Origin of the sequence: Fulvivirga sp. M361 (genome assembly GCF_007097395.1) — a bacterium.
GTDB lineage: Bacteria > Bacteroidota > Bacteroidia > Cytophagales > Cyclobacteriaceae > Fulvivirga.
Genome location: NZ_VKDC01000027.1, coordinates 24,879 through 51,534, shown reverse-complemented (window position 1 = coordinate 51,534; position 26,656 = coordinate 24,879). Strand labels below are relative to the sequence as shown.

Below are 26,656 nucleotides of genomic sequence, written 5' to 3'. Positions count from 1 at the left end.
TATGCTCGCTCTGCTTCGCACAGACATTTTCAAAAGAGAAAAGAAAAAAGGGAAAAAAAGAAAAGAGAAAGCTCTTGAAAAGGCGGGTGTGGCAGGGTTGACAAGGTTTTTGAGAAAAATACTACCCGTAGGGTGGAGATTTTTTTCAAAACCCGAAGGGCTTGACCTTGACATCCCGGTTGTGCGTTGGGCTTGTGCGAACCCGCCTAACTTTGCTTGTCTCTTTTTTTTGAATGGTCTGGATTTACTGGTACTTATTTCATTAACTGTACATCAATCATCAATGGGTCGGGATCTGTGTGTTGGGTTGTTGAGCGAAACGCAGGTAAACCAAAGGCGTAGCTTTTAATGCGAGCCGCCTGCGAGTGGAGCAAGGGTGCTGTAGAAAAAGCCTGATAAGGCGACTACAGCTATGTAGGAACTACACAGGGCTGGCGTGATTTTTTGCCTTAAGAGGGGAAAGGCAAGTGTAGCGATTGAATGAAGCGGAATATTGAAGAACGGTTTCTTAACAGATAATTGTATTGAAGTGGAGGTGTAGCATTTGGTATTTTCATTTTCAACCAAATGTGGGTTTTCAGTATGAGCATCAATAGTAATCGAATTGTAGTGATGAAATGTGGAGTGTAATGAATGAGCTACTCTTGTGTGGGGTGCTGAAAGTGGCTGAATGCAGGGAAAGAGGAACGAGAGACTGAAATGAAGCGACTGTAGGCACTGGATCAAATGCAAAAAGCATGACAGCCCGATCAGCCCGCAGCGACCCGCAGGCGAGCAAAAACACATGCAGCGACAGACCCCCAATTTAATATTGAAGTGAGTACAGCGAACACCTAATTGGGGTTTGGGGGGATGAAGTAGCTGCAAGTGAGGATGGAGAGAAGTGTGTGTAGCAAAACAAGTGAACGGCAGGTGGTGAGCACCTACTGGAGCACAAACCACCTGGTAAGTGAACGCTATATGCAAGGGCGACCGTAGGGAGTGTATTTCACCCTTGCAGATATGTTTTTGCGGAACAAAACGGAAAGACTGACGAACACCGCTTTACCTGCGTTGGGGATAGGGTGGGAAAAAGCAAGTGTGTGGCTGAATGGATTGAAGTGCAACGAAAAGGAATGAGGGAGTACTCTTGCTGTGCGGTGCTGGAAGTGGGTGAATGAAAAGAGAGAGGTACGAACGAATGAAAAGAACCGACTGTAAGCACATAGGTCAGGGAGGGCAAATGTGCGTGGGCTTCCTTGCACTACCTACAAAAACCAAAGATTGTCTTTGCCATATTCTGGGATTTCATTCCCTTCAAAATAAGGTAGCATTTCTGCAACCATTTCAGGGTATTTGATTGTAACAGGTAGGTTCTGTTGTCTTACTGATTTCCAGTACATTCTGCTGAACTGGTAAACCTGATCAATCAAGTCTTTGACGGTTCTATAGTCATTTACCAATTCGGGTACGGTACATTCAATTTTTAGCTTGATCGGAAATGAGAAACCATCATGGAAGTTGAACTCTGTTTTTGAGTACCTGGTATTGTTGAAAAGCAAGAAACGATTGTAGCCCAATTTGATAAACGTGCCACTAATCGGCATGAGTTCATTCCAGTCTTGGTCAAATGCCACAATATCAGAAGATTCAGTTTTGTTGATTGATACAATGAAGACTGGTATTTCTAAATCAAGCTCTTTCAATCCGTACTCAATAGGCTCAATTTCTTCTCTGCTCATGCTCTTGAAGAAATGGATTACCAACCGTCTGATATTGGAATTGATATTGACATAATCTTTTACTGCCCGAATGATCGAACCTGCTAATTCATCTGTCTGATCTTTTTGGAAACACTCAAACCGATTGAATTTGCCAGTATTTGAGAAACTAAATGCACTGCCTATGTATTGGACATCTACATCTGTATGCTTGAAGGCTCCAACTCCTACGATTAACTCACTTTTCAGCTTGGTACTCAATTTCCAAGGTGTACCGTTGAGCTTTGCCAGAATGGCAATAGCGATATTGGGTAGGCTAAAGTGATACTTATCGTTGGACAAGACTTTCTCTGGATCAATTACCTGAGAGGATACTCCTTTCTGCAATAATAGTTCTTTGAGCTTATAATAAACCTGTCGTCTTGATCGGTCTGATACATGCTTGGAGATTGGAGTAATGTAGATGGCTAAGTACTGAATGTCTGTATCAAAGTCCTGATCAATGATAGCCTGATAGATTTCTGGCCATGGATTCTCTCTGTCTTTGAAGACTATTGCATGTTCTTTATTGGGCTGATAGGGAAGGTGAACAAACTTTTCAAGTCCTTTGAAACCTGATTGAGTGCCATTGAAATATCGGTGCATTTTCGCACCTACTTCCTGATCGTCTTCATGCAGAATGAAAAAGAAATTGATTTTGACAGCCGTACTTAAATCAAATGGCCCATTGTCTCTAATCCCATACATTGGGATTTTACCTGTCTGCTTTTTGCCGAATACGAGTTGATTGCTGCTCTTATAGACTTCTCCAATTCTCTTTTTATCTACAGAAATGAATCCTTTAGCATCTATCGGAATAATGCTTTTGAACTCATTCGTATTCAGGTAGTTTCTGTAAAACTTGTCAATGGCTGTTTTGAACTTCTTGTATCGATTTGACTTGTCAGGTGCTTCTGTTTCCTGGAGTAGGGCATCTCTGATGTCAAAATTCCAAACAGGATAAACCTTATCGTATTCTCTTCGTCCATCATCTGGCAACTCATCAAATCGGTAAAGTCCTTTATTGTAAACCACCCAATTGAATGCCTGAATCGGTACTTCTTCCAAAAACTCTGAGACGGAAGTCTTGAATATTTTGGATTTCCCCTCAAATGCTACCAATAGCTCTAAACTTCCTGAAACGCTTTTGAACTGTACTTTGAGAGAGAAGCGATCAAAGATTTTGTAAACGCCTGTGGTGTCCTGCTTGTCACTTGCTAACCAAACTTCCGTGTCACTTATGAAGTTGGGCTTTACCAGAAACCCTTTTGATTTAAAATGATTGTGGATTAGCGAGTTGTAATAGCGTTTTAGGACTGATGATGAAAAAGTAGAGTTGTCTACTGGTTTCCTTCTTTCTTCTCCATCTTCAGCTACTATGGTCTGATATTCTGGTGATGTGGGTTTGAGTACTGCTAAAAAATCAGGTCTTTCCTCTGTAAATGAAGTATAATAATGCTCTTGCTCTCCATACTTTTCAATCACTTCTTTGGGAACTAAGGTTTTGTGAATCCTTGTAAGGTTCTCCTGTTCCTGATCCGTAAAGAAGAAAACTTGTTCTTCTTGTGGATGATTGAATGTAAGTATGTTGAATGACAGGTTAGGCATGGTGCATCATCGTTTGTCTTTTCCTTTTTGCGTGATTTTTTTCACCTCTTTGTCAAAGTCTGACTCAAAGGCTTTGTCTTGTTCTGTTCTGAATTTCTGGTACTCTTGTTCTGCCAATTGTTTGGCGATGGTTGCCGATATTTTTCCTGCATCTTTCAGCACCTTGTAGTCATTGAACTGTAAGAAGCCATCCAGTTTACTTACCCAATCGTTCATTTTCATGGCGTTTTGCCTTTCTGCCTGTAGCTCGGCAAAGTCGAGGTACATGGTTACAATGCGGTTGAGATCTTTCAGCTCTTTTTCACTGAGGTAGTTTTTGGCTACCGATACATCCGTCTTTAGTACTTTGCCTTCAGGGGCATGCTTCCATGTGGTCAATCCCATGTGAGGTTTGGAGGCATTGGCTCTTTCTTTGATGATCTCTGCTGCGGTATGACCTGTTATAGCCCAATGCAATTTGTTTTGGACAGTCTTGTAGAACGTTTGGGTAATGTTTGCTTTGGGGTCATAGTCTATGCTACACTGAGCGTAGATGTCCGTGATCTTCTGATAGAACCGTCTTTCACTGGCTCGGATCTCTCGGATGCGCTCCAGCAACTCATCAAAGTAGTCTTTTCCGAATAGGGCAGAGCCTTGTTTGAGGCGGTCATCATCCATGGCAAAGCCTTTGATGATGTACTCCCGAAGTATCTTGGTCGCCCAGATACGAAACTGTGTACCTCTTTGGGACTTTACCCGATAGCCTACTGAGATGATGACATCCAGATTGTAGTAGTTGACCCAGTTTTCTTGGGTTTTATCAGGCATAGCACCGTGTGGAGTGGTTGTTCGGAATTTCCGAACAACCAGTTTCTGGTCTAATTCTCCTTCTTCAAATACATTTTTGATATGCTCACTCACCGTAGATTTTGCCTTATCAAAGAGTTCCTGCATACCCTTCTGTGTGAGCCATACGGTTTCATCCTGTAGCAATACATCTACTTTTACTTCTCCGTTCTGGGAAGTGTAAAGCAAAAATTCTGACTGATTGGGAGAGAGGTTTTCTTGCATAGCTTCCAGTTACTTTTGAATTTCTACCAACAGGTTAATGACTTGATCTATGTTGTCGGCATTATCAATATTGATGCGAGCACATTCACCATTATAAAACCTCTGGACACTTTCACCCAATGTACTTACACTATATCCCGATACTTTTTGCTTGATTACCTCCTCATTTTCTAAGGCGACTAAACCTATCTTTTTCTTTCTAATTTGGAGAAAAGCGAAGTTCCGCTTCTTGCGGAATGAGATGTAGTAACGTTGTGGGTTGATTTTGAGTGTCGGTATTTTTTCAATCAATGCCTGTTTTAAGGCATGATAGGTGTCTTTTATTTCCTGAGAGACTCCTTCGAGGTGGTAATCTTCCGTATAAACATTGGTTTTGTTTTCATCTTGTTCATTGCTGGCAATGTCAATGGTGTCAATGTTTTCAAATTCTGGTGTTAGGCTCAAAATGTAGTCACCATTGTGTTCGTATTGTTTGAGCAGGGACAGCTTGACCATCTTACCCCAAGTGTCTGTATAGGTGCTGATTATTTCAGGAAGTTCCTTTTTATCATTATCCAGAATCAGCAGGATGTTTTGACTATTTTCTATAGTGTCTTTGATAAACTTGAAAAGCTCCTGATTGCCTATTTTGTCTACAAACTCTTTTTTAAGATTGGCATCCGTAGTGACGGTATTGTATATTTTCCCAACCAGTTCGTTTTGACTTTCAAGGTTTTTGAAAAAGGCAAAGAACTTGGTGATTTGAGGAAAAATATGATTGTAGAAGCTGTGTTTTGCCAGTTCTACTTCTATCAAATAAAACTCAGGATTATTAGGATCGTTGAGGTCAAATAAAAAGGCATCAGGTATGATGCCGCCCAGTGCCTGGTTGTCAATTTTCTTCTTAGCGTCTATGATAATGCTATGTTGCCCAAACAGCGTTTTGGAATGTGTAAAAGCCAAGCTTTCAAAGTCTTTTTCTTTTGAAAAGGTCTTTTCTACAAATCGTTTATCCTTAAAGTATAGTGCTGTTGGCATAGCTGTTTGATTATAATGTTCCTGATATGATGTCATTGATCATTAGTAGCAAGTGACTTGCTCCGTAATCTTTGATTGTCTCTAATGGTATGCTGTTATCCCTTACTTCATAAGGTCTTGCCCAAATCATACGATACTCGTTTGTTTGGGCTACCTGATTTAAATGGTCTACTGTATCTCCTGTGGTCTTAGAGGCCGTCACAATAATCTCACACTGGCGATCTAAAAAACCTGCAATACCTGCGGATACATCATTTACATGGTCTCCATAGGTTTGGATACCAACCTTTATTCCCTGATAGTCAAATACTGCCCAATATTCATTGCGATCTATGTCGTCTTGGGTAACACCTCCAGCATTTCTAAGCTGTCTGCCCAAACGGGATAGTGTCATTGACTTACCTACATTGGCTGTGCCTTTAAGACCTATGATGGTTTTATTCATTTTCTTGTATTTAAATAATATCCTTAGTTCGCTCCTTCAGCCACTCCATAGTTGCTGTCTCATTATACTCTATCGCCATTTCTACTGCTTGCTTGGCTATTTCTAAAAGGTGTTCGCTCTGTTTTTTGAGGGAGAAGCTTTGCTCGATTAATTCTGCAATCTCTCTTTGTTTATTGGTAGGAATGATTGGAACCACAATGTTTTCTATTTCACCAACTCTCCAGTGCAATATGATTGATCCACCTGCATCTCTTTCTGCTTGCATTTTTACCACCTTGGAGTTTAATGCAAGCGTTAGGTATTCCGGGATAATTTTTGATTCATCTTTCACTTTTAGATGAAGAATAGCCCCAGAAGTGATAAAACTTTTATCTTCTCTGAGGTGGTATGCAGTACCAACGCTACCATCTTTAGAAAATAATATTGTACCCTTTTTAGGTTTAAGGCTTTTGATTAGTTCCTTGTTTTGCAAAACAAAGCTGTCAGACAAGTATTTGTCTGGTGTCGTAACCCCAAATTTGCTGTAGTCTGAAACTCGGATGAATGGCAGTCCATATTCTTCGTAGTTCGCAGAGCCTGGTTCAATGGATTTAGATATTTCAACAAGGTTGTGCAATTTATCATGGTTCTGTCGAGTGATTTCACTGACCATTTCTTCATATTTCACTTGATAATATTCAGCATCCAAACGGCCTGATTTACCAAAGCTTTCCTGAAAAGACTTTACATTGACGGGTTCTTGGCTTGGGATGAAATCCTGTAAGTCTATTTCTTGCAATAGGAGCTGTTCGGCTTGTTGGTACGTGTCTTGAGACTTTTTTAATATTTCCTCAGAAAGCTCTACCAGATCACCAATATTTGATTCAATAGAGAATCGTGGTATGTCAATGTTTTTTAAGTAAGATGTTGTCAATGTACTCTGACCCGTACCGCCTGTTTCACCTCTTTCAATTACTTTTTTCCCATATTCCGAAAGAATGTAAGCATTTACATATCCTGAGTTAATTGCATTGGGTCTAATTATTCCAACATCTCTACTAAATATTGCAGGTCTTTCATCAGTGACATATCCTATTTTACCAATAGATCCCTTTCCTTTAAGAGTTATCAGTGTATCACCTTTTTTTAACTGAAACCTCTTTAATGAACCATACTCATTTGAATCTACATAGTCTGGATTGTTGTAATTGACAGTGCCATTATTGATATTCCTGCCTGTCAGGCAAGGAATATTGCCATCCTCATTAAATATAGGATTTGGCCCTTGCGTAACCCAGCTTGATAAGTCGTCTACTTTTTCACATTCATTGCTAAGAATAGTACCAATTATGGTTGTGTACTCTTTCTTAAAATATTCACTGTCGTACCTCAAAGTTGGGTTGTCAAAATAAACCTCACTTAGGTTTTTAATACTGATTTCCAGCCCTTCTAACAATTCCCTGTATCGGGATTCATTAAAAGGGCTTAGCCCTTTCCCACGAAGGAGAGGTTCTCTTTTTTGGCAAATTCTAAGAATGCTTCTGCTATACCATCTTGGGTCAGTCCATCATGGTTGAACAGATCATGCTTTACAATCAGGTGTCCGTGTGAGTCCAGTACATATTCATCCAGATAGCTGTCTGGCTGACTATAGGTTTCTGCAGGGTCTTGCACCATAGAGGGTGTATCTTCTGTAGCTACTTCATCCTGTTTGTCAGGTGCTATGTCTTTTTTGCGTACAAAGATTTTTTCTCCACTGTTATCCTTGCTTGTTTCCTGCATGGTGGCAAAGAAAATGGGGTAGTCTTCTACTTTCGGACAAAGCTCATTATCCCATTTTTGTACCAGCAGAACAGATGTTTTAGTCCCAGTATGGGGCTTGAATACATTGCCATGTAAGCCTACTACACCTAAAATTCTACAATGTTCAGCGATGTAATCTCTGATGTGTTTGTCGCTGCTGTTGTTGAACCTTCCTTGGGGCAGTACTACTGCCATTCGTCCCCCTGGTTTTAGAAAGTCGAGGTTTCTTTCTATGAATAGAATATCACGTCCTACTTTAGTTTGGTATTTTCCGTTTGGCTTTTTGCCTAATTCGTATTTGGCAAGTATTCTACTTTCTTTGATGTCTCCTGCAAAGGGTGGGTTCGCCATCAATACATCAAAATCAAACTCACGGTTGTCTTTGCCTCTTCTTAGTTTTTTGAGCTTTTTCCACCCTTCAAAGTAAACATCCTGCCAGTCCTCATCTTCTTTAATTTTATCATCCCAGCGTTCCCAATCCAGCGTGTTGAGGTGTAGTACATTGGATTGTCCATCACCAGCTATGAGGTTCAATGTTCTGGAAACCCTCACGGCTTTTTCATCAAAGTCAATGGCAAAAATGTTATTGACTACATAGTCTTCATAGCGTCCGCCTTTCTTTTCAGTAGTAAACAGGTGGCTTTCTTCTTTGCCTTCATCTTTGAGTATATCCCGCCATACCTTGAAAATCGTATGCACGGGGAAACCACAGCTACCAGAGGCCGTATCAATCATTGTTTCATGCTCCTGTGGATTGAGCATTTTTACACACATATCTATGGCATAGCGTGGGGTAAAGTATTGTCCTTTTTCACCTTTACTACTCTTGTTTATCAAGTACTCAAAGGCTTCATCTACTACGTCCAGATTGGAGTTGAAGAGTTTCAAGCCTTGCAGGGAGGACACACATACGGATAGATGAGATGGGGTAAGCATGATCCGTGCGTCAGTACTAAATACGCCTTCCCATTTATTTCGTGCTTTATCAAATAGCTTTTGGATTTTCTCTTTTAGCTCACTTTCGGTATCTCCGTAGTTGCGAAACTCCAAATGCCTACTGTCATTTCTGCCAGACTCCATTTCATCATAGAGCTTGGTAAAAATGAGTTTAAATACTTCCTCGAATACATCTACTCCTGCATTGGCGAGTACTTCATCTTCCATTTCCTCAATGATGCCTTTCAGTGATTTTTTCTCTTTTATGAGAATGTCATTTTCCACTAAGTCAGCCATGTACCAGCGTTCGGTCAATACATCCGAAAGCTTTTCACTGACCTTGGGAATGTGGGGAATGGGTTCAAAGTAATTGGGGTCTTTGCGGTGGTAATAGGAAATCTGACCACCATTACTCCAAACTCCCATAGGAGCACCAGTGGCATTGCAGTAAGATTTCAACTGCTCTTTACCGTCTTTGAGCTTTGGTTTTTTAAGTTCTACTATGATGTAAGGTGAGGTGACGTGATCTTTATCGAAAATGACAATATCTGCCCGTTTGGTTTCCCTTCCAAAACTTACCCCATACTCTAATTCCATTCGAGAGACAGGGTAATCGTATTCATCAATCAATACCATTAGGTAGAGTTGTCTTACGGCTTCCTCAGGCGTGAGCTTAATGCTTTTGTCTCGCACCAAGCAGGTGATGTAAGGGGTTTGCTTGCCTCTTACTTCTTTCACGTCAATTCCTTTTTCTAAACGGTCAATCTGTTCTTGCTTGAACTGAGCCAGATTGTAGTTAGAGTCTTTTAATATCTCTGTTAGCTTCATCTTTGTGCTATAATGTCTTATTTATCAGTTTCAATGCCTCCTCTGCCAAAGGCTCATCTTGTATCACATCTTTTATTCTATCAGCCAACCATAGGACTATGAGATCCTTTTCATTGGCATTTAGTACAGTGGCAATCCTTATGATATGCTCTCGCTGTGCTCTTCTTTCTCCACGTTCCAACTTGCTCATTAGAGCAGTGTCTACATCAATCTGGGCTGCTACCTGTCTGAGTAATAAGCCTTGTGATTCACGTAGCTCTCTAAGTCTTGTGCCGAGATAGTTCATTATCTTTTTATTGACTTGTCAATTTCTGTCAAATATAAGCAATCAAAAGGTTAGAAAGAGAAAATAAAACCATTAATTACAACCAAGGATTCTCAGGAAACTAAGGATGCCAAGGATCAGCCTTCCTTAGAATGACCACATGAGTTTAATTTTATAGGTGTGGTCGAATCTTCGGAAGAAAAGCCTATCAGGCTTTGTCTTCCTTGATTTCCTTAATATCCTCAACATCCTCAATAGAGGTGTTGATGTAGTTATCCTGAGATTCACGGTGTATGAGACCAGACTTGCAGAAATCGGTAATGTATCCTTCGGCTGTTTTGTGAGGGATATTGAGGCTGGTAGCTGTCTCTAAATACTTCTGTCTGTTGAAGCGTTTGGGTAACTGAGACAGAAACTTCTCTTTCCTGTTTAGCCGTTTCGGTTTGGGTGCGTCCTCTGGTAATTCACTAAACACTTTGCTGGAATGTTTGATTAACACCCGAATCATGGCCAGTGCAGTTTGAAAATCTCTTTCTTCACAGATCATCTTGGATGATGTTTCGCCTGTCTCCATGATCCGCAAAGCGGAGAATATCATGCAGAAGCGATAGGCAATAAGCCCTAACCTTCGGATGGTAGCCATGTAGTCAATACCCTGAATACTCATGTACTTATCCTGTACCTCACCAAAGAACGCATTGAATTGATCCTGTTGATCGGCTGTAAGAAAGAACTGAACGTCTTGACTCATCTTCAATGAACTGTAAAGGGTAAAGAAGTCATTGCCCAGAGCATCAAAGTAGTCATCCAACCCGTTCGTAGTTTGCGAAGCAAATACGTTCTTCCACACAGGGCGAACATTCATGTAATAGAAGATAAAACGGCTGAAAAGCCCGTTTTCAGCATTCGGAATGAGTGCTGATACCTGCTTGGGTGTGCCTGACAAAACTGTAGAAAGGCAAGGACTTTCTATGTCCACATATTCACGATCAGTCCTACGATAGTAGGAGATGGTTTCATGATGAAAGGCTTTCCTAAAGCCGTCACTGTAATTGCCATAATCACTCTTGAAGGCATGAGCTAATGTGTCGCCCTCTGTTTCAAAGATGAGTCCTTTGCCATCACTATCACCTAAAAGCTGATACGCTCCCGTAGAACTGTTGTTTGCAGGGATAAAGAGCATTTTTTCAGGTGGCTTGGCTGGTTTCTCAATTCCTTCAACTTTGCCTTTGTTGGCATTGTACTCCGCTAATTCTAATTCATAGTGTTGTTTGTGTGCTTTGGCTTGTTCCCGAAACTCTTTGTGAACAGGGTTGACCAATTGCCTACAATGTACCAAACGACCTTTCCCTGCGGATGCCTGGGCGGTAATGAATAGAAACAGATTGGCGTAAACTCTTTTGCCATCATAGATGCCTGATACTTTTGGTAAGCATGCACTGATCGCTGCAAGTGATCCAAGCAATAGTATATCTCTTTCCTCATCAGAACTGTCAACCTGCACCACCTTTTGCAGAAACTCAGGAAGTTCAGGAAATAGGGATTTAGGAAAGGTAGGCATTTGCTCAGGTTCGTTTTTAACCTCTGTTATTTGGTCATTGGATGGTTCTCGACCTACCGAGCTATTGGTGTGCTTCCTGATCTGTGGCTCTGCTCTTGGAGAAGCCAAAGGAATGCCAGCTTGCTTGGCATGATAAAAGAAGGTTTTCAATGAAACACCCTGACCATTGGCCTTTAGGCAGTTGTCAAACTGCTTGTCGCATTCTTGTGAGGAATAGTCAGGGTAGAATTGACTGATTCGGTGAAAAAGGTTTCTTCCTGATTCACCAAATTCATCTGCGAAGGCAAAGCCGATGTTTACCCAATCGCTGTAAGCGGAGGTAATATCTGTGCTGTTGGATTCTATGTATTGTATGATTCTTTCTACTTCTTCCATTGAAGTAGTTATCTCGATATGTGTTTGCTCTGTAACTTTTGTTTGCTGCTCTGGCTTATCCAGCCATTCCAGCGGATTGAATGTTTTTCGCTCCATAACCTATATGTATTTAGGGTTGATGAATATGTCTTTGTCGTGGGGTAGGAAACATGCTCTGGAAATGTCCTTGCCCGATTGGTCTATTTCGATCTGGTAGGTGTGGAAAACGTAGTTTGCCACTGCCTTGAAATAGTCCTGATGTTTTGCCTGAGTCAAGTCAATAGGGATCACCCATTTCAACCCATCACCTGAAGGAGAGATAAACAATAGCTCCGTTTCAAAATAATGGTCATTGAGCAATGATGCTTTGAGAGTGGCAATGTCCTGAATGTGGTCAAAATCGATTGTGAGCAAACCAGAATGCTTCTGGAGGTTTGCGTCATTCCTCTTGGAGAAAGTACCTGAAAAGGTCACGTAATCGAAATTGAATGCCTTGTATTTCCTTGCTTCTTTGACCTCACTCATGCTACGAAGTGTACTTGTACACGTAGCAAAGTCATTGCCTTTAATGAGGTGGTACACCTCAATTAATGAGACTTGACGAGTGGGTTTGATATTGGTAACAGGCTTTTGAAAATAGCTGAAAACTGGTGGTGTAGGTTTTTTGATCTCCTGGACAACAACCGTAGGTTGTGACTCTTCCCGATCATAAAAGCCTCTCTCTTTGCCAATTATCAAATACAGCTCTTCATTGATCTTATCGAGAAGGGCTTGCCCTTCGAGCTTGAAATGCAATGAAGCAAAGTCGAAGACATTGCCTTCATGGATTGCACCTTCTTCGTCTGTGTGGCTTGCCATATTGTCAACTATCTTGACCATCAATGTTGGCTTGTCTTCATTGAATGGGTTCTTGGCAGGTTTACAGACCCTTCCCGAAAGGGAAAGGACTGTTTCACCTTGATAGTATTGTCGCAACACAAAGGCATAAATGTTCAGCCCGTAGTGTGTCTTACTCAATATGGCCTCTCTACTGATCTCCATAATGCTTTGATTTTGAAGGTGAGTAGTTAGAGTCCAACAGAGCTTCCATATCGGAAACCTTGTAATAGAACTTTCCATTAATTCGGCTATATGGGAGTGTGCCGCTATCCCGAAGGGATTGCAAGGTGCGTTTGCTGATATGCAACGTTTGCATTACATCTTGTCCATCAATCCACTCATCATTGAATTGTTCCAATCTGGAACGATGAGAATTGAGGAGGTAAGCCTTGATCGTCTTTACGTCCTGAGAGAGTTTCAGGAGCATGTCTAATACCTCAATCATAGCTTTACCCTCCCTTTCTTGATTAGGTAATCTGCTGCTCTTCGGTCTATTTCTTCCTGAGTGGAATTGCGGTTGCGAAGCAACCAGCTTTCTAACTCCGTTCGCTTGAAATAGAGCTTTTTCCCGTTGGGCTTGTAGTGTGGAATATTCCCTGCACTGGTGAGCTTGTACAAGTGAGATTGTGAAAGCTCCAGATACTGGCAAGCCTCATTGAAGTTCAAAACTTCTTTCGTGTAAATCCCCTGGCTTTCAATCATGCGTTGGAGATTATCAAGACGTTCTAATATTTCGTCCATGATTTATTCTGTTAAGAATTAATGAATGGACTCTTGGCCAAAAGTCATATCCGATTGTCGAATACGATGCTAAAGTAGAAGGGTGAAAAGGCCGTTATTAGGCTTTGAAACGTGGTGCAGTGTAGAGTGCAGAGTGCAGAGTGGGAGACAAAAAGAGAAAGTCCACTTTTTGGGAAAAAGAGGACTAAAGAAAAACAGAAAAAAGACAACAGGAGTATAGTGCAGAGTGGATCAAATGAGGTGGGCTACTACCTTTTCAATCGTGTCACCTGTTAGGTTAGGTCGCTTTAGTGACCTGAACTTTGACCTTTCGAAGGTGTTGCCGTCAGCATCAACAAAACATTGGCAAGTCACTTCCCATTGCTTTTGCTTGAGGTCTTCCACCAGCTTGTGATCTGAGTACATCAATTTAATGAAATAGAATAGCTCACTGATATTTCCTGTCCATTGTACCGGGGTTTTAATCTCACTGCCTGAGAATACTTTTTTGAAGTTTACCAGCGTGGTGTGCTTACTGATAAGGTTGTTGAGTTTCAAGCTGTCCCAAAGATCAGTAAGTTTGTCGGGGTTCGTGTTCAGCTGCGTATAGGTAAATGAATGAACAGCACTTGGAGTTTTGGACTGTTGCCGTTTTGTCTTAGGTTCTGGTTTGGCTTCTATTTCAATTACCTGAATCTCTTTGATGAACGTTTCATCTGGTACGGGTTCAAAAAGTAGCTGGGTATAGAAATCCTGTTCAATGAGTTTGTCTTCAATATAGCTACCGAACGCTGCCTGAATCTCCAAGTATAGCTGCATGTATGCGAGCTTCAATAGTTGGATGATGAATGTATTAGCCTTGTGGGTTTGATCTAATTCAAAGGATGCTTTTTTCGGATCTATGTACGTTAGTGCATAGTCCTTTTCTTTAATGAGCTTTCCAATGTCTTTTAATCGGGTTTTAATGCGTTTGTTGAGTGTGTCTTCCAACCAATACTTGATCAATTTCTCGTTATCATCCTCCTGAATCAGATTAACGATTTTGGTGCATTCCTCTTTGGTATTGTTCAGGATAAGTTTGTTGTAATACTTGGTCTTGTTGTCCGTAGGTCGGAGAAAGTCTATTTCATATTTGAAAGGATAATCCGTGCTCACCGATCTGACGGTGGAAATCTTAGAGGCAAACTTTTGATCCAAGCTGTTTTGATCTAACCAGGGGCGTAGCTTCTGGTAGAGAATGTCATCAAGTATTTTGGTTTGGTTGCTCATAAGTCGAGTTGGATTTTATTGGCTGCTTCTTTCTTTTTCTCATCTATGATTTTTGCATAGACCTGTGTTGTCTTTAGCTCTTTGTGTCCTAAGAGTTTGGAAACCGTGTAAATGTCCGTGCCTGCTGAAAGCTGTAATGTAGCGTAGGTGTGTCTGGCACAATGGAAAGTAATCGTCTTGGTAATTCCAGCTTTCATCATCCATTGTTGTAGTTTCAGGTTGTGCCAGGCTGAATACTTCAATCCTACAAATATCCTGTCCTCTGGTTCGGTTCTATCTCCTAATAGTCCGAAGGCTTGCTCTGAGATAGGGAGGGTTTCTGCTCCTTTGGTCTTTTTCTGCCTAAATCGGATGTAATACCCGTTATCATTTGAATGCTGCACCTCTGACCAAAGTAGCTTATTAATGTCTGACCACCTCAGACCAGTGAGGCATGAAAATATGAATGCCGTTTTCATCTGTGGGATTTCACATTCTGTATTGGCGGCTGCTTGCAGCTCTTCCATTGTCAAAAATTCTCTTTCTGGTTCGCCTTGCTTAAAAGCGTCAACTCCTTCACTCGGATTGGTAGGTAGGATTCCGTCTTTGACTGCTTGCTTTAATGCTGCTCGCAGTTTATTGAAGTAGGAGTACTTGGAGTTTTGAGATAGTTTCTGATTGCCGTGTGCTATGGCTTTTTTGTCAAGGAAGTATTTGAAATCCTGAATAAACTGCCTGTCTACATCAGAGAAAGTAACCTCATAAGTGCAAAACGCCTTTAGGTGTTTGAGCATGCTTGTCCAATTGCCGTAATTGCCTGGGCTGTCCTGTCTTTGGTTTGCCAACATTTCAATGTAAGCCAGAAAGCTGCCTTTCATTTTCTCATTGTCTCGGAATCCATAAACCCCGTTTTGGATTTCAATTTGTCGCTGTGCTCGGATAGTCTCTGCTAGTTGCAACGTCTTCTTATTGACGTCCTTTTCTTCTCTGGTCTTGGCTTTAGGGTCAAGGTAGAGTTTGAGGTATTCGGTTTTACGCTTCCCTTTGTAGTAGTAGTCAAGGTATAAACTTGTCTTGCCTCCCTGATTGCGTTTTCTGAGTGTTACTTTCATGCCTGAAACAGTTTTTCGATTTCTTCTCTCTTGATGATGGTACGGCTACCAATCTTAGCTGCATTGATCTTGCCGTCTTTGATCTGACGGTAAAGGGTCATTCGGCTTGCTCCAAGTAGCTTGCAGGTTTCTGCAATGCTGAGAAACTCTTTGTCTTTGACTTGTACCTGATTGTATTCCTTTTTCTGAATTACAGTAGGGGCTACTTCCTGTACCTTCTCATCTCTCTTGCGTTTTTTGTAGGCACGCTTGGCACAGGTGTCACTGCAGTATTTAGTAACAGTAGTCTTTGCGATAAACTCGTTACCGCAGTGCTGACAGATTTTTGGAACTCGAATGTTGCTACTCATGATGTTTCCGTTGGAGGCTTGATTATGTATCAGAGTGTATCCCTTTGTATCAGGATGTATCTGTATGTAACATAATCTCCCCAGTCCTTCAAATATTTGTTGCTAACAACAAAATCAGAGCTATTAGCAACAAATTAGTAACGAAAGATACGAAAATATGGGAAAATTAGCAACAAGAAAGAGAAGGAAAAACCCTCTAAAAGCAAGTAAAAGAAGTATTTAGCGTACTATCTGAAAAGTAATTACTTTCCGATACAAAACTTGGAAAAAATATTCGCCAGCAGATCATCTGTAGTAATCTCTCCTGTAATCTCCCCAAGGTAATGCAATGCCTGCCGGATATCCATGGCCAGGAAATCTCCCGTTACGTTATTGGCCAGGCCATTGAGTACATCTTGTAGGGCATCGCGTGTTTTTACCAGGTTATCGAAGTGGCGGATATTGGTGACAATGGTATCTCCCGTTTTAAAACTGTCCAGGTTGACGATCTGCAGCAGGCGATCTTTCAAAACGTCCAGGTTTTCCTTTAGAAAGGCAGAAATAAGCAGGGTGCCGTCCATTTTTTTGATACTTGCCAGTAGTTCGGGGTTGGCTTTATCCGTTTTGTTGCCTACAAGCAGGAAGGGGATGTCCAGGTTTTCGAGTCGGTTTACTTCACGGTTAACATCTACTATGTTGTCGGCAGCCAGATCGACCAGGTAAATGATCAGGGAGGCTTTTTTCATTTGTTCTTTCGTCCGTTCCACTCCAATGGCTTCAATTGTATCGGATGTTTCACGTAATCCGGCTGTATCAATAAAGCGGAAGGTGATCCCTTCAATATTAATCTCGTCTTCGATCACATCCCGGGTAGTACCTGCAATGTCAGAGACAATGGCTTTTTCTTCATTCAGCAAGGCATTGAGCAATGTGGATTTCCCTGCATTAGGCTTTCCGGCAATTACGGTGGGTACACCATTTTTAATGACATTACCCAGGTCAAAGCTGGAGATCAGGTGACCAATGGCGCTTTGCAGGTTGTTGATAAGCGCTTTTAGGTCGTTACGGTCAGCAAACTCTACATCCTCTTCGCCAAAGTCCAGCTCCAGCTCTATCATAGAAGCAAAATGGATCAACTCTTCACGTAGTTGTTTGATCTTTTCTGAAAAGCCACCACGCATTTGCTTAATAGCTGCTTCATGTGACGCGGCTGAGTCCGCGTTGATCAGGTCTGCTACGGCTTCTGCCTGTGCCAGGTCAAACTGACCATTTAGAAAGGCACGTTGAGTGAACTCTCCGGGCCTGGCCAGTCGTGCACCTGTAGTTAGTAGCACTTTGATCACTTCCTTAACAATGTAGGGAGATCCGTGGCAAGATATTTCCACTACATTTTCCTTCGTAAATGACTTTGGTGCTATGAAAAGAGAGACCAATACCTCATCAATTACCCGGTCCTCCTGTCGGATGGTACCGAAGTGAATAGTATGGCTTTCCTGTGTTTCCAGGTCTTTTCCATGAAACACTTTATTGGTAAGTGTAATGGCCTCATTACCAGAAAGACGTATAACAGCAATGGCCCCTACGCCGGGTGCCGTAGAAAGTGCTACAATCGTATCGTTTTGTGTGTTTTGCATACTAGGAAATAGTCTGACTGATATCAATGGATTGTTTGATTCGGCTCATATCTTGCTTTTAATCTGATCTGTATGTTTGCAAATTTAAAGTTATAAATAATGAAGAAACACAAGTTGGCTGAAGATCAGGTGTTAAATGTTCAAAGTAGCTACCGGCGTTGTCTGGCAAGTGGTGATTTTGTCATTTCATTTTATGATAGATTCCTGTCCAGTAATGTGCAGGTTGCTGAAAAATTTATCACCACTGATTTTGGTGCCCAGTACAAAGCATTGCGACATGCTATTAGTCTTATCATAATGTTTGCAGATGGTAGCAACTCAGGAGAATCAGGGTTAGAACGTATCGCTGAATCTCATTCCAGGATGGGGCTAAATGTTGATCCAAAACTTTATCCCATTTGGAAAAGTGCGTTACTTGATACAGTAGAAATATATGATCGAAAATATGATGCTGCCCTGAGAAAGTCCTGGAACAACGTGATTGATGCCGGTATTGAATTCATTTTAAATAAGTATTGATGTGTTAGTAGTAATATCCAAGTCGATTTCCTTTTGAGGAATGAAGCACGATTTGGGTAACCATGTTATTCATCCGCTCATGCTTATTGTGAGATCACGTAGTTGACTTTATCGACTCCTGTATTTCCGCTTTTTTCGTTATACGCATAAACGATCACTTCGTAATGACCGGGTTCGGTTATTCTAATGCTCCCTTCAAACAAATTAACGGAAGCCAGCGCCAATGGAAGTTCATTGAAAAGCACTCCGTCCTTTTTTACAATAGCGCTAACCTCCATGTCATCGGAGTTCCATGTCCCCCCTGAACTGATCGTACAGCCACACATCATTACTACGTTTGCCTGAATGTTAAAAGGAGTGTTCTTAACATCATCAAGTTTTATATATTGATGTGTTCTTGGGTTTAAGATGTCTACGACAAAACCCGGGACCTCCAGAATTACCCCATCTCCTGAAAGATGTTTTCCCGGAATGAGCCATAATTCAGTGCTTGCAACAGCAGTGGCCTGTTTACGATTAAGAGGGGCATGTGCTTCAATTTTCACAAATACGGGCTCTTCAATATCAATCGTAGCCAGGAATTTGGCAGAATGTTCATCCGAAATTGGCACACCTCTTTTTCTGTCCGTTTTCATGATCAGCGTGGTATTCCCGGTGGAACCTTCTGTTTTTCCCTGGGCCAATATTTCATCAGTCAAGGTATTTCTAATAATGATGTAAGCGCCACCTATGGATGATCCAATAAATTTTGCGTCTTTAGCTTTGGCCCTTACCGTCACCTTTGTTTCGGTGGCCATTAGCGACAAACTGAGCATAAAAAACACGATACATAACGGGGATTTTTTCATAACGATTATAATTTGGAATGATTTGTCTTTAAATGTCTTTTGGTTTAAAGCTAAAGTGCAAAAGCCTGGGTTATCCCGGACAATCAGTAGAATGTTTTAACTCCTGATCTCGCATTTAATGCTCCGGACCATTTTTTTCACGGTCTATGCGAAGATATTGCAATTTTTGGAGGATTGCCCTTCTGCCAGGGTGTATTTACGATGGGAAACACAGCCTCCTGTGTTTGGATACCAGGTGAAGATAATTGTGTGAAGAATTAAATATTGCTTTGGTGACATTGTTAAGCTTTTTCAAAGAAACGTTTCAAAAGAGATATTCCAATGTTTTGTTCTGGTGTGTCCCCATTGATCATATTGTTAAAAATTACAATATCTTCTTTACTAATGTCAGTGTTAAAGCCTAATTTTTCGATGTTTTTAAACCCCATTTGCCAACTTGGAAAAATTCGATTTTTTATGGTGCGATATCCAAGTAACCTGACGTTGTAATGACGATCATCCTCTTTGATTTTGTCATATAGTTTGAGTATGTTTTTATCGCCTTCTATATATTGTATGAATCTATTATCAGAGTGTATTAAGATCCCCGTAACGTTTTCCAGTGGATTGTTTTTTTTGCAAGACGCGAGTATTTTTTTAATTTCTTCGTCTGAGCAGTGGGGAGCTCGTTTACTTGAATAGACTAAGTGATATAGTTTTCCCATGACAGTTTTTTTTGATTTAGTTCAATTATTTATTTACTGACAGGGCAGGAAGCGAGTACTTTACTATTGTAACAGAAATTGGTCTCACCTTAATTCTCCCCATTATTCAGATCTACATTAAAACTGTTTTGGTCATTGTCCAGTACTTGTAAGGTTTCCCAGGTACCGTAGCTATCCTTACGCTGAAGTAAGTAATGTTTAACATCCGATGTCCAGCCGGTGTAAGGATTCCAGAATAGTAAGTTTTGATATTGCCGGGTCTTTTTTTGGAGTAGTATACTTGAGCCTGTGTTACTTTCTTTCGCCCCTATGTCACAGGTGTTGACCACATTTATCTTGTAAATATAATTTTGAGCAGCGACGTCTACCTGCTCGTCAAAATAACTGGTTATGCCTGACGGTACTTCTTCTATAATGTTGAAATTTATGGCATCAGTGGACCTCAGTACTTCGTAATGAGATACCTTATCCGGCCCGATTTCAGGTGCTTTCCATTCCGTATAAACAAACGTGTTTTCTTTTACCGTACTACGAATTATTTCCACTTGCTGTTCGAGGAATACATTCTTTACCGGGGTGGCTTTTGCGGTGTTGCTCGATGAATAATGTGTTGACCCATCCAGGTCAACGGCTTTGACCAGGTAGGTGTAGGTAGAAGGACAAAGATTTTCCCGGTCAGAAAAGGTACGCTGGTTTCCTGGTACACGTGCAATCTCATTCCAATGGCCATTTTCCGGTTTCCTTACGATGACATATTGATTGAAATCATGACCTTCATAGGGAGTCCAGCGTAGCCGGATGTCATTTTCATAAGCGGTGGCCGTCATTTGAATTGACCTGTAATTAGTGAGATCCGCTAAATTGACCGAAGGCTGACAAAAAGTATGTGTTTGAAAACGGTAAGCATAGGCGCTTTCTACCGGGTTTACAGCAGTGTCACTGTAGGTAGTGGAAGCATTGGCATAAAGGGTATCATATACCACAAAGCCGTTACTACCCTCTTTGAATACTACATGAAATTTGAGATGGTTCCAGGAAAAGGGCGCGTAGGACGCTTCAATTCTACTGTTTTCCATTACAGACAGTTGAGATACATCTGGCTCAGGTACGAAAGTAGTATCGTAAACGATGATCTCTCTGTCCAGAGTATAGGTGTCTGAGCAGGTAAACTCATTTACTACGGTAAGTGACAATGGGAACATACCTGGTTCAGTGTATAGGATTTCAGGCTCAAAAGCCGCCGATTGATTGCCGTTTCCGAGGTTCCATGAGTAGGTAGCGTTTTGTAAGTTTTGGGAGGTATTAGTCACTGATACAGTCACTGGCATACAGTTTGTGTAATCGTCAATCCGGAACCCTGCCTCTGGTTTTGGAAAGACGTTCAGGTTTTCATATTTGACCAACTGTTTGCACCCTTGTGTACCGGTAGCCAGTAGCGATACAGTATAGCTACCGGGCTGTTCATAGGTATACGAAGGGTGCGGTTCATTGGAGCTGTTGCCATCGCCAAAAAACCATTCCCATTGCACTGCGGCCACAGACAGATCTTTAAACTGGATTTGCTGCGGATGACATACCGTAGAATCTGATAGGCTAAAACCAGCATCCGGACCTACCGTAGTTACAAAATTATTCATGGACAGCGTATCACGACAACCCAGGTCATTTTCAGCGATCAGCCTTACATCAAATTGACCTACTGAGGTATAGGTGTGAAAAGGAGTGAGGTTGGAAGAGGCTGCGTCATCGCCAAAATCCCATTGGTATTTAGTGGCCCCGACGGAACTGTTTTGAAAATTTACTAATAAAGGCGAGCACGTTATCTCGTTGATATCAGCCGAGAACCCGGCCACCACTTTAGTGACGTGTATATAATCCGGTCTAACGAGAGTGTCATAACATCCGGTTGCTGATTTACTGATCAGGGTTACCGTGTAGTCTCCTATTTTATCGTACACATAATTTGGACTTTGTTCCGTAGAGCCGCCACCATCCCCGAAGTCCCAAAACCATTCTACGGCATCACGTATATCACTGGTGAAGTCTATGGGAAGTGGTTCACAGCCCTGCGTTGTACTGGCTGAAAATGCCACTCTAAAAAAATGTTGTGTTGATTTGGTGACACTTTGTGCACAGCCATTCTCATTTCCAATTTTCAGGGTGATATCATTTTCCGGAAAATCATAATAAGTATGCACAGGGTTCTGCTCCGTAGAACGCATGCCATCACCAAAATCCCAGTCCCAGTTTATGGCACCGGTGCTTTTATCTGTAAAGCTTATGGTGATGGGCAAGCAAAGCTGGTCCTGTGAGTATGCAAAGTCCGCTATTACTTCATCCACCTGTATAAAGTCTTTTATACTCAATGTATCACTGCAGCCATTTTTAGCAGCTACAAGAGTAATAGAGTATGTGCCGCTGGTAAAGACTTTTTGCGGATCAGGTTCTGAAGAGGAGATCCCTTCGCCAAAACTCCAAAAGAACTTTTCTGTATCAGATGATAAATTATCGAAGGAAACGCTTAATAAGTTGCATCCTAAGGTGTCTCCTAACACCTCGAAGTCCGCCACAGGGTCGTTTACCGTGATAGCGTATGGGAGTATAAATGTAGTGCTGCAATCATTGATATCTATGGCATCGACCTTTACTTTATGTCTGCCGGCATTGGTGTATACATGTGTAGGATAGGTATCTGAACTTGAGGTGCCATCGCCAAAATCCCATTCAAAGCCTTTAAACCCTTCAATATTATGTGTGATGTGTACAGGCTCGTCACTACAGACGTTATTCGGGTAGTTGTATTGGAGGTAGGGGTTCCCAATGATGATATTCTTTACAATTTTAGATTCACATCCCAACGTATCAGATGCCGTCAGCGCTACCTGGTATACTCCGGAGGAGGTGTAAGTTACTTTTGCGTTTGTCTCTGTAGAACTTTCACCATTACCAAATTCCCAAAAGGAGGTGTTTAATAATGTGGAAGTATTGTTGAAGGTTAATTCTGTGCCATTACAACCGGACCTTTTTGAATATTCGAAGTCAATTTCCGGCTTCTTAATAACTACTGTATTGTATGCTTTGAGTGTGTCTATGTCGCCATCGGCATAAAAAGAGATAACGTCAATAGGGTAGGAACCTTCTGCAAAAAAAGTGTGATCCGGGTTTTTCAGGGTGGATGTATTTCCATCACCAAAGCTCCATAACCAGCTTATAGCGCCAGGCCTGGGGTTAGCCATCAGGATGCTGGCGGGGGCAGTGCAGAATTTAAGGACCTGTCCATAGTTACTGATAACATCAATGGTACTTTCCCCCTCCATAGGAGTATCCGGATCTTCGGGAAGGGTGCATACAGACCTGGGAGGGGATACAATGTTGATAGTAGACGCCTGACATCCTGCTGCATTCCAGACCTGGAGTGTCACATTCACTTGCGAGGTGCTGGTGTATTTATGGAGTGGGTTGGCCTCCGTTGATGTTGTATAATCACCAAAAGTCCATAGATAATGCGATGCTTCCGGAACCAGGTTTTGAAACCGGATAGAAAAATTTGGACATTGTTCGGTAGTGTCAACTACCGTAGCCTGAAACGCTGCATGCAGGTCATTGACAATGATCTGATTATAATCAGGGATAGTAGTACGGCACCCGTTTCTGTTATTTGTGGTTAACGACACATTATAGATACCAGGTTCGTTGTAGATATGTATCGGATCAGTTTCGGAGGAAGTATTGCCATCACCAAAATCCCAATGCCAGGAATCACGCCCCATACCCCCTTTAAAAAATACATTGACGGATTTACAGGTCTGGATAGGAGGTGGGGCAGTATACCGGATAACAGTATCTAATACGATTATTGGATCAGGTAGCGCCAGAGTGGTGGGACACCCATATTCATTAATAAAACTGACTTGTATATTGTATCTCCCCGGATTTGAAAAGTAAGCCTTAGGAGCGAGCTCGGTTGATATATTCCCATTTCCAAAATCCCAGCTCACATCGGTTACATTTGAGGTATTGAGCGCTAAAGAAGTGACCAACGGAACACACCCGGAATGGGCTGAGGCGGATATGTTAATGTCCGTATCATGAATGATAATGGTACTGTCATATGCTATGATATTTTCACATCCTGAAGTATGTATGGTTTTTGCTGAAAACGAATAAACCCCGGGCCGTGTGAATTTGTAATTGGCCGAGGCTCCCTGAAAACTCAATCCATCGATCTCCCAGGAAAAAAGAGCCCCATCGGCAGTTGTATTATTAAATGTTATCGTGTGAGGCGCACACCCTTCCAGGGTGGATGTTTGAATATCAGGTGTTAAAGCACTGGCCACCCGTATGGCTTCTGTGAATTCTTGTACTGAAGAACATCCCCTGGTATCCGTAGTGACAGCACTGAAGCTATAGGTGCCTGATGTTCGGAAGCTTCGTGTCAAAGGATTTTCAGTGGAAGTGAATCCATCATTAAATGTCCAGGTAATACTGGTGAGTTCGGATGATTCGTCAAGGAAAGTGACCTCATTACCCGCACATATTATAGAGTCCGAATAGGTGATAATCCCACCGGCTGCGTTGAATATCTCTATGTAGTCAGATTTTACTATTGTAGCCTGGCAGCCGTCACTATTTTCTACAGATAAACTTACCGTGTAAATACCTGGCGATGCGTAAGTGTGTTGTACTGTTGTGCCGTAGGTTGTGTTGCCGTCACCAAAATCCCAGAGCTGCGAAGTATGCGCTCCCTCAGAATTGAACATGATAACCGGGGCATTTTCACAGCTAGATGTAATGTCAGCCTCGAAACCTAATCCTGCTATATCATTTATAGTTACGGCATTACTTAATACTTTTACACCTGAACATCCGAAGGCGCTGGTAGCTATTAATGTGATGCTATAGCTTCCTGCTTTTTCATAGCGATGTGTAGGATTTTCTTCTGAAGAGGTAGTGCCGTCACCAAAATCCCACCGGTAATTATCGGCATCTAAAGAATTGTTATGGAATGTAACGATATCGTTATTACAAACTATATTGGAAGATAAGGTGAAATCAGCAGTAGGTTTGTTAACTACAGTAATGGGATGCTCTATTCTGTAAGTTTCAGTTTGATTATTCGTATTAGTGACCGTTAAAGTCACTTCATATTCTCCGGCGACATCATAGAGTACATTAGGCGCTGCTATATTAGAGGAACTTCCGTTGCCAAAGTCCCACGAGTAGCTTTGAACTTCAGGGGAAGAAAACTGAAAAGATACGGTCAAAGGTAAGCACCCACCTGCCGTACTGGCTTCTATAGTATTGGATTGTGCGAAAACAGAGCAGCAAAAGCCGGATAGTAATAGAGCAAAGAAATTTTTCACGATGACGATGGGTTAGAAAGACTGATCTAGTTGAGTACGGTGACATTGCCGGTCTTATATATTTTTCCAAATTCACTTCCCCGGGCCTGCACTTCGTAAGTGTAAGTTCCGAAAGGTACGGGAGCGCCTTTGTACAGACCATCCCATTTGTGAGCGAGTTGTTGTGAGGAAAAAAGGATCTCACCCCAACGGTTGTAGACTGTAAGCTTGTAGTTATCAATACCTTCACCTACTGCGCCGAATGTGTCATTCAGGCCGTCACCATTTGGAGAAAAAGCCGTAGGCAGGTAAATCTTTAGTGGCAGATACAGGTTAATATCATTGGAAATACTTTGAACAGTACTGTCGGCATCACTTACAGCCACTATACGATAAATGATCGGTGTTGCATCTTGCGCCAGTGTTGTGAAGCTATGCAATCCTGATAAGAGGGTCAGAAGTATTGGAATAATGGTTTTCATGGTGTGATTTTCAAAAAGTGGCATTAGAAAAGTAACTTTTGGAAAGAGGGGCATTTACCTTTATAGGTGTTTTTAACCTTTTGCTTTTTTACCAGTGTAAAAGAATAGGCAAATGTTATTTCATGGGCGGTATTCAGTGTATTTGTGCTGTCGGATAGAGGTTTGTCAATACTATATCCCAGTTTGACACTATTCAGATTCATTCCCAGCGAAAAGACCAGTGCGTCATCCCACCTGTACCAGGTACCCACTGTCCATATATCAGCCCCATAGTACATGCCCAGGTTCAAATGCTCAAATTGGCCGATACGTTCGTAAATAAAATTAGGTGAAAGTTTGTGACCTTCTTTTCTATGGTGTTTGAGGTTTATAATTCCACCGGCATGCAAGGTGTATTTTGCACTTAACCGTTGATCGGATTCCGTGAAGAAATCTTCTTTAGGCCGGTTGATGTGACTAATGGAATAACCTCCAAAAAAATGTTCTGAGGTATAAAGCAGCCCGACTGATATGTCACCGTTAGACACACTATTACGACCGAAGGCTTCGTTTGTCGAATTGGTCAGGCCCATACGTTCGTCGAATTGGTCCTCAAAAGTAAGTCGACCCCAATCCAGTGTCTTTTGATAGATACCCATTTTAAGGCCTAGACCCAGTTCATTATTTTTACCCAGTTTTATCCTGTGAGCGAGTGAAATGTTATAGGATGTGGTGTTCATCAATCCACCGAATTGGCTATCGCGTAGTACCTGTGCTCCCCAGCCTGAACTGGTGCCCAAGGTTCCGTCCATAGATACAGAAGATGTCGTAAAAAGATTGGAATCAGCACCTAACTGTCGGTGAGCTACAATAAACCTGTCCTTTTTCGCAATACCTGCCAGGGCGGGATTCAGGAAGACCGGGTTAGCATAAAATTGTGAAAACCTGGGTTCTTGTGCATGGCTATTCGGAACTGACAATATAAAGAGTAACAGAACGGTATAAATTGGTTTTTTCATCAGCGCATAATTTTCTTCTCTTCCAATAACTTAAAGTTGAAAATTCAATGGGTCTTCTTTCTCAGGAAAAGGCTGAAATACAGGCTAAGGAAATCCTCTTATAAAATGGTGTTAAACATCCTTAAATGCTTGTTTTTTTGATTATCAAAGGTTTAGGTGATTGGAAATCGTGATTGTTTCCCAGGGAATACAAGTTACCCTTGTAAGGGAATACACTTAGGTTTTTAATGTACGGACAGAGGGGTAAAGGGTTTCC

The 26,656-nt window shown here is 41.6% G+C and carries 22 protein-coding genes; 2 read left to right on the top strand and 20 right to left on the bottom strand.

What is annotated here, in order from left to right; translation table 11 throughout:
* The first annotated feature begins 1 nt into the window (after window position 1).
* On the top strand, window positions 2–349 hold the full coding sequence (locus FNH22_RS23350) for a hypothetical protein (protein WP_143400871.1): 348 nt from the start codon (window positions 2–4) through the stop codon (window positions 347–349).
* An 898-nt stretch (window positions 350–1,247) separates the two neighbouring features.
* Here the strand turns inward: FNH22_RS23350 and FNH22_RS23345 are convergent.
* From FNH22_RS23345 to mnmE, 15 genes are all read right to left on the bottom strand, one after another.
* Window positions 1,248–3,347, bottom strand: a complete 2,100-nt coding sequence (locus tag FNH22_RS23345; protein WP_143400870.1) for a Piwi domain-containing protein — start codon at window positions 3,345–3,347, stop codon at window positions 1,248–1,250.
* A 6-nt stretch (window positions 3,348–3,353) separates the two neighbouring features.
* Window positions 3,354–4,397: a virulence RhuM family protein gene (locus FNH22_RS23340; protein WP_143400869.1), complete on the bottom strand. Its 1,044-nt coding sequence runs from the start codon at window positions 4,395–4,397 to the stop codon at window positions 3,354–3,356.
* 9 nt (window positions 4,398–4,406) lie between these two features.
* Complete coding sequence (locus FNH22_RS23335) at window positions 4,407–5,414, bottom strand: DUF5655 domain-containing protein (RefSeq protein ID WP_143400868.1); 1,008 nt, start codon at window positions 5,412–5,414, stop codon at window positions 4,407–4,409.
* Between the two features lie 10 nt (window positions 5,415–5,424).
* Complete coding sequence (locus FNH22_RS23330; RefSeq protein ID WP_143400867.1) at window positions 5,425–5,859, bottom strand: hypothetical protein; 435 nt, start codon at window positions 5,857–5,859, stop codon at window positions 5,425–5,427.
* A gap of 10 nt (window positions 5,860–5,869) precedes the next feature.
* Window positions 5,870–7,294: a restriction endonuclease subunit S gene (locus tag FNH22_RS23325; protein ID WP_185154372.1), complete on the bottom strand. Its 1,425-nt coding sequence runs from the start codon at window positions 7,292–7,294 to the stop codon at window positions 5,870–5,872.
* A 29-nt stretch (window positions 7,295–7,323) separates the two neighbouring features.
* Window positions 7,324–9,405 carry a type I restriction enzyme HsdR N-terminal domain-containing protein gene (locus FNH22_RS23320; RefSeq protein ID WP_143400865.1) on the bottom strand — a complete coding sequence of 694 codons (2,082 nt, stop codon included), beginning with the start codon at window positions 9,403–9,405 and terminating at the stop codon, window positions 7,324–7,326.
* Window positions 9,406–9,412: 7 nt separating this feature from the next.
* The gene (locus FNH22_RS23315; protein ID WP_143400864.1) at window positions 9,413–9,691 is read right to left on the bottom strand and encodes a helix-turn-helix domain-containing protein; all 279 of its coding nucleotides are present in this window, start codon (window positions 9,689–9,691) and stop codon (window positions 9,413–9,415) included.
* A 187-nt stretch (window positions 9,692–9,878) separates the two neighbouring features.
* Window positions 9,879–11,702 (bottom strand): DUF3987 domain-containing protein, encoded by a 1,824-nt coding sequence (locus FNH22_RS23310; protein WP_143400863.1) that lies wholly within the window; start codon window positions 11,700–11,702, stop codon window positions 9,879–9,881.
* A gap of 3 nt (window positions 11,703–11,705) precedes the next feature.
* Window positions 11,706–12,626, bottom strand: a complete 921-nt coding sequence (locus FNH22_RS32455; RefSeq protein WP_143400862.1) for a BT4734/BF3469 family protein — start codon at window positions 12,624–12,626, stop codon at window positions 11,706–11,708.
* A complete protein-coding gene (locus tag FNH22_RS23300) occupies window positions 12,613–12,909 on the bottom strand; it encodes a helix-turn-helix domain-containing protein (RefSeq protein ID WP_143400861.1) in 297 nt (98 codons plus the stop codon). The genes FNH22_RS32455 and FNH22_RS23300 overlap by 14 nt, the downstream gene beginning before the upstream one ends.
* Complete coding sequence (locus tag FNH22_RS23295) at window positions 12,906–13,205, bottom strand: helix-turn-helix domain-containing protein (RefSeq protein WP_143400860.1); 300 nt, start codon at window positions 13,203–13,205, stop codon at window positions 12,906–12,908. Before FNH22_RS23295 ends, FNH22_RS23300 begins: the two co-directional genes overlap by 4 nt.
* 231 nt (window positions 13,206–13,436) lie before the next feature.
* Complete coding sequence (locus tag FNH22_RS23290) at window positions 13,437–14,453, bottom strand: DUF6617 family protein (RefSeq protein ID WP_143400859.1); 1,017 nt, start codon at window positions 14,451–14,453, stop codon at window positions 13,437–13,439.
* Entirely contained in the window at window positions 14,450–15,544 is a 1,095-nt protein-coding gene (locus FNH22_RS23285; protein WP_143400858.1) for a site-specific integrase, read from the bottom strand. Before FNH22_RS23285 ends, FNH22_RS23290 begins: the two co-directional genes overlap by 4 nt.
* Window positions 15,541–15,894, bottom strand: a complete 354-nt coding sequence (locus FNH22_RS23280; protein ID WP_143400857.1) for a helix-turn-helix domain-containing protein — start codon at window positions 15,892–15,894, stop codon at window positions 15,541–15,543. The genes FNH22_RS23285 and FNH22_RS23280 overlap by 4 nt, the downstream gene beginning before the upstream one ends.
* A 242-nt stretch (window positions 15,895–16,136) precedes the next feature.
* Window positions 16,137–17,507 carry a tRNA uridine-5-carboxymethylaminomethyl(34) synthesis GTPase MnmE gene (gene mnmE / locus FNH22_RS23275; RefSeq protein WP_143400856.1) on the bottom strand — a complete coding sequence of 457 codons (1,371 nt, stop codon included), beginning with the start codon at window positions 17,505–17,507 and terminating at the stop codon, window positions 16,137–16,139.
* A 99-nt stretch (window positions 17,508–17,606) separates the two neighbouring features.
* Between mnmE and FNH22_RS23270 the strand changes: the two genes are divergently transcribed.
* Window positions 17,607–18,026, top strand: coding sequence for a globin (locus tag FNH22_RS23270; protein WP_143400855.1), 420 nt, complete (start codon window positions 17,607–17,609; stop codon window positions 18,024–18,026).
* Between the two features lie 83 nt (window positions 18,027–18,109).
* Here FNH22_RS23270 and FNH22_RS23265 read toward each other — a convergent pair whose 3' ends face one another.
* From FNH22_RS23265 to FNH22_RS23220, 5 genes are all read right to left on the bottom strand, one after another.
* The gene (locus FNH22_RS23265) at window positions 18,110–18,874 is read right to left on the bottom strand and encodes a hypothetical protein (RefSeq protein WP_143400854.1); all 765 of its coding nucleotides are present in this window, start codon (window positions 18,872–18,874) and stop codon (window positions 18,110–18,112) included.
* A 281-nt stretch (window positions 18,875–19,155) separates the two neighbouring features.
* Window positions 19,156–19,578, bottom strand: coding sequence for a BLUF domain-containing protein (locus tag FNH22_RS23260; RefSeq protein WP_143400853.1), 423 nt, complete (start codon window positions 19,576–19,578; stop codon window positions 19,156–19,158).
* An 89-nt stretch (window positions 19,579–19,667) separates the two neighbouring features.
* Window positions 19,668–24,941 carry a PKD domain-containing protein gene (locus FNH22_RS32450; protein WP_221420335.1) on the bottom strand — a complete coding sequence of 1,758 codons (5,274 nt, stop codon included), beginning with the start codon at window positions 24,939–24,941 and terminating at the stop codon, window positions 19,668–19,670.
* 26 nt (window positions 24,942–24,967) lie between these two features.
* On the bottom strand, window positions 24,968–25,402 hold the full coding sequence (locus tag FNH22_RS23225; protein ID WP_185154371.1) for a gliding motility-associated C-terminal domain-containing protein: 435 nt from the start codon (window positions 25,400–25,402) through the stop codon (window positions 24,968–24,970).
* A gap of 23 nt (window positions 25,403–25,425) precedes the next feature.
* Window positions 25,426–26,400 carry a PorP/SprF family type IX secretion system membrane protein gene (locus tag FNH22_RS23220; RefSeq protein WP_143400851.1) on the bottom strand — a complete coding sequence of 325 codons (975 nt, stop codon included), beginning with the start codon at window positions 26,398–26,400 and terminating at the stop codon, window positions 25,426–25,428.
* Between the last annotated feature and the right edge of the window lie 256 nt (window positions 26,401–26,656).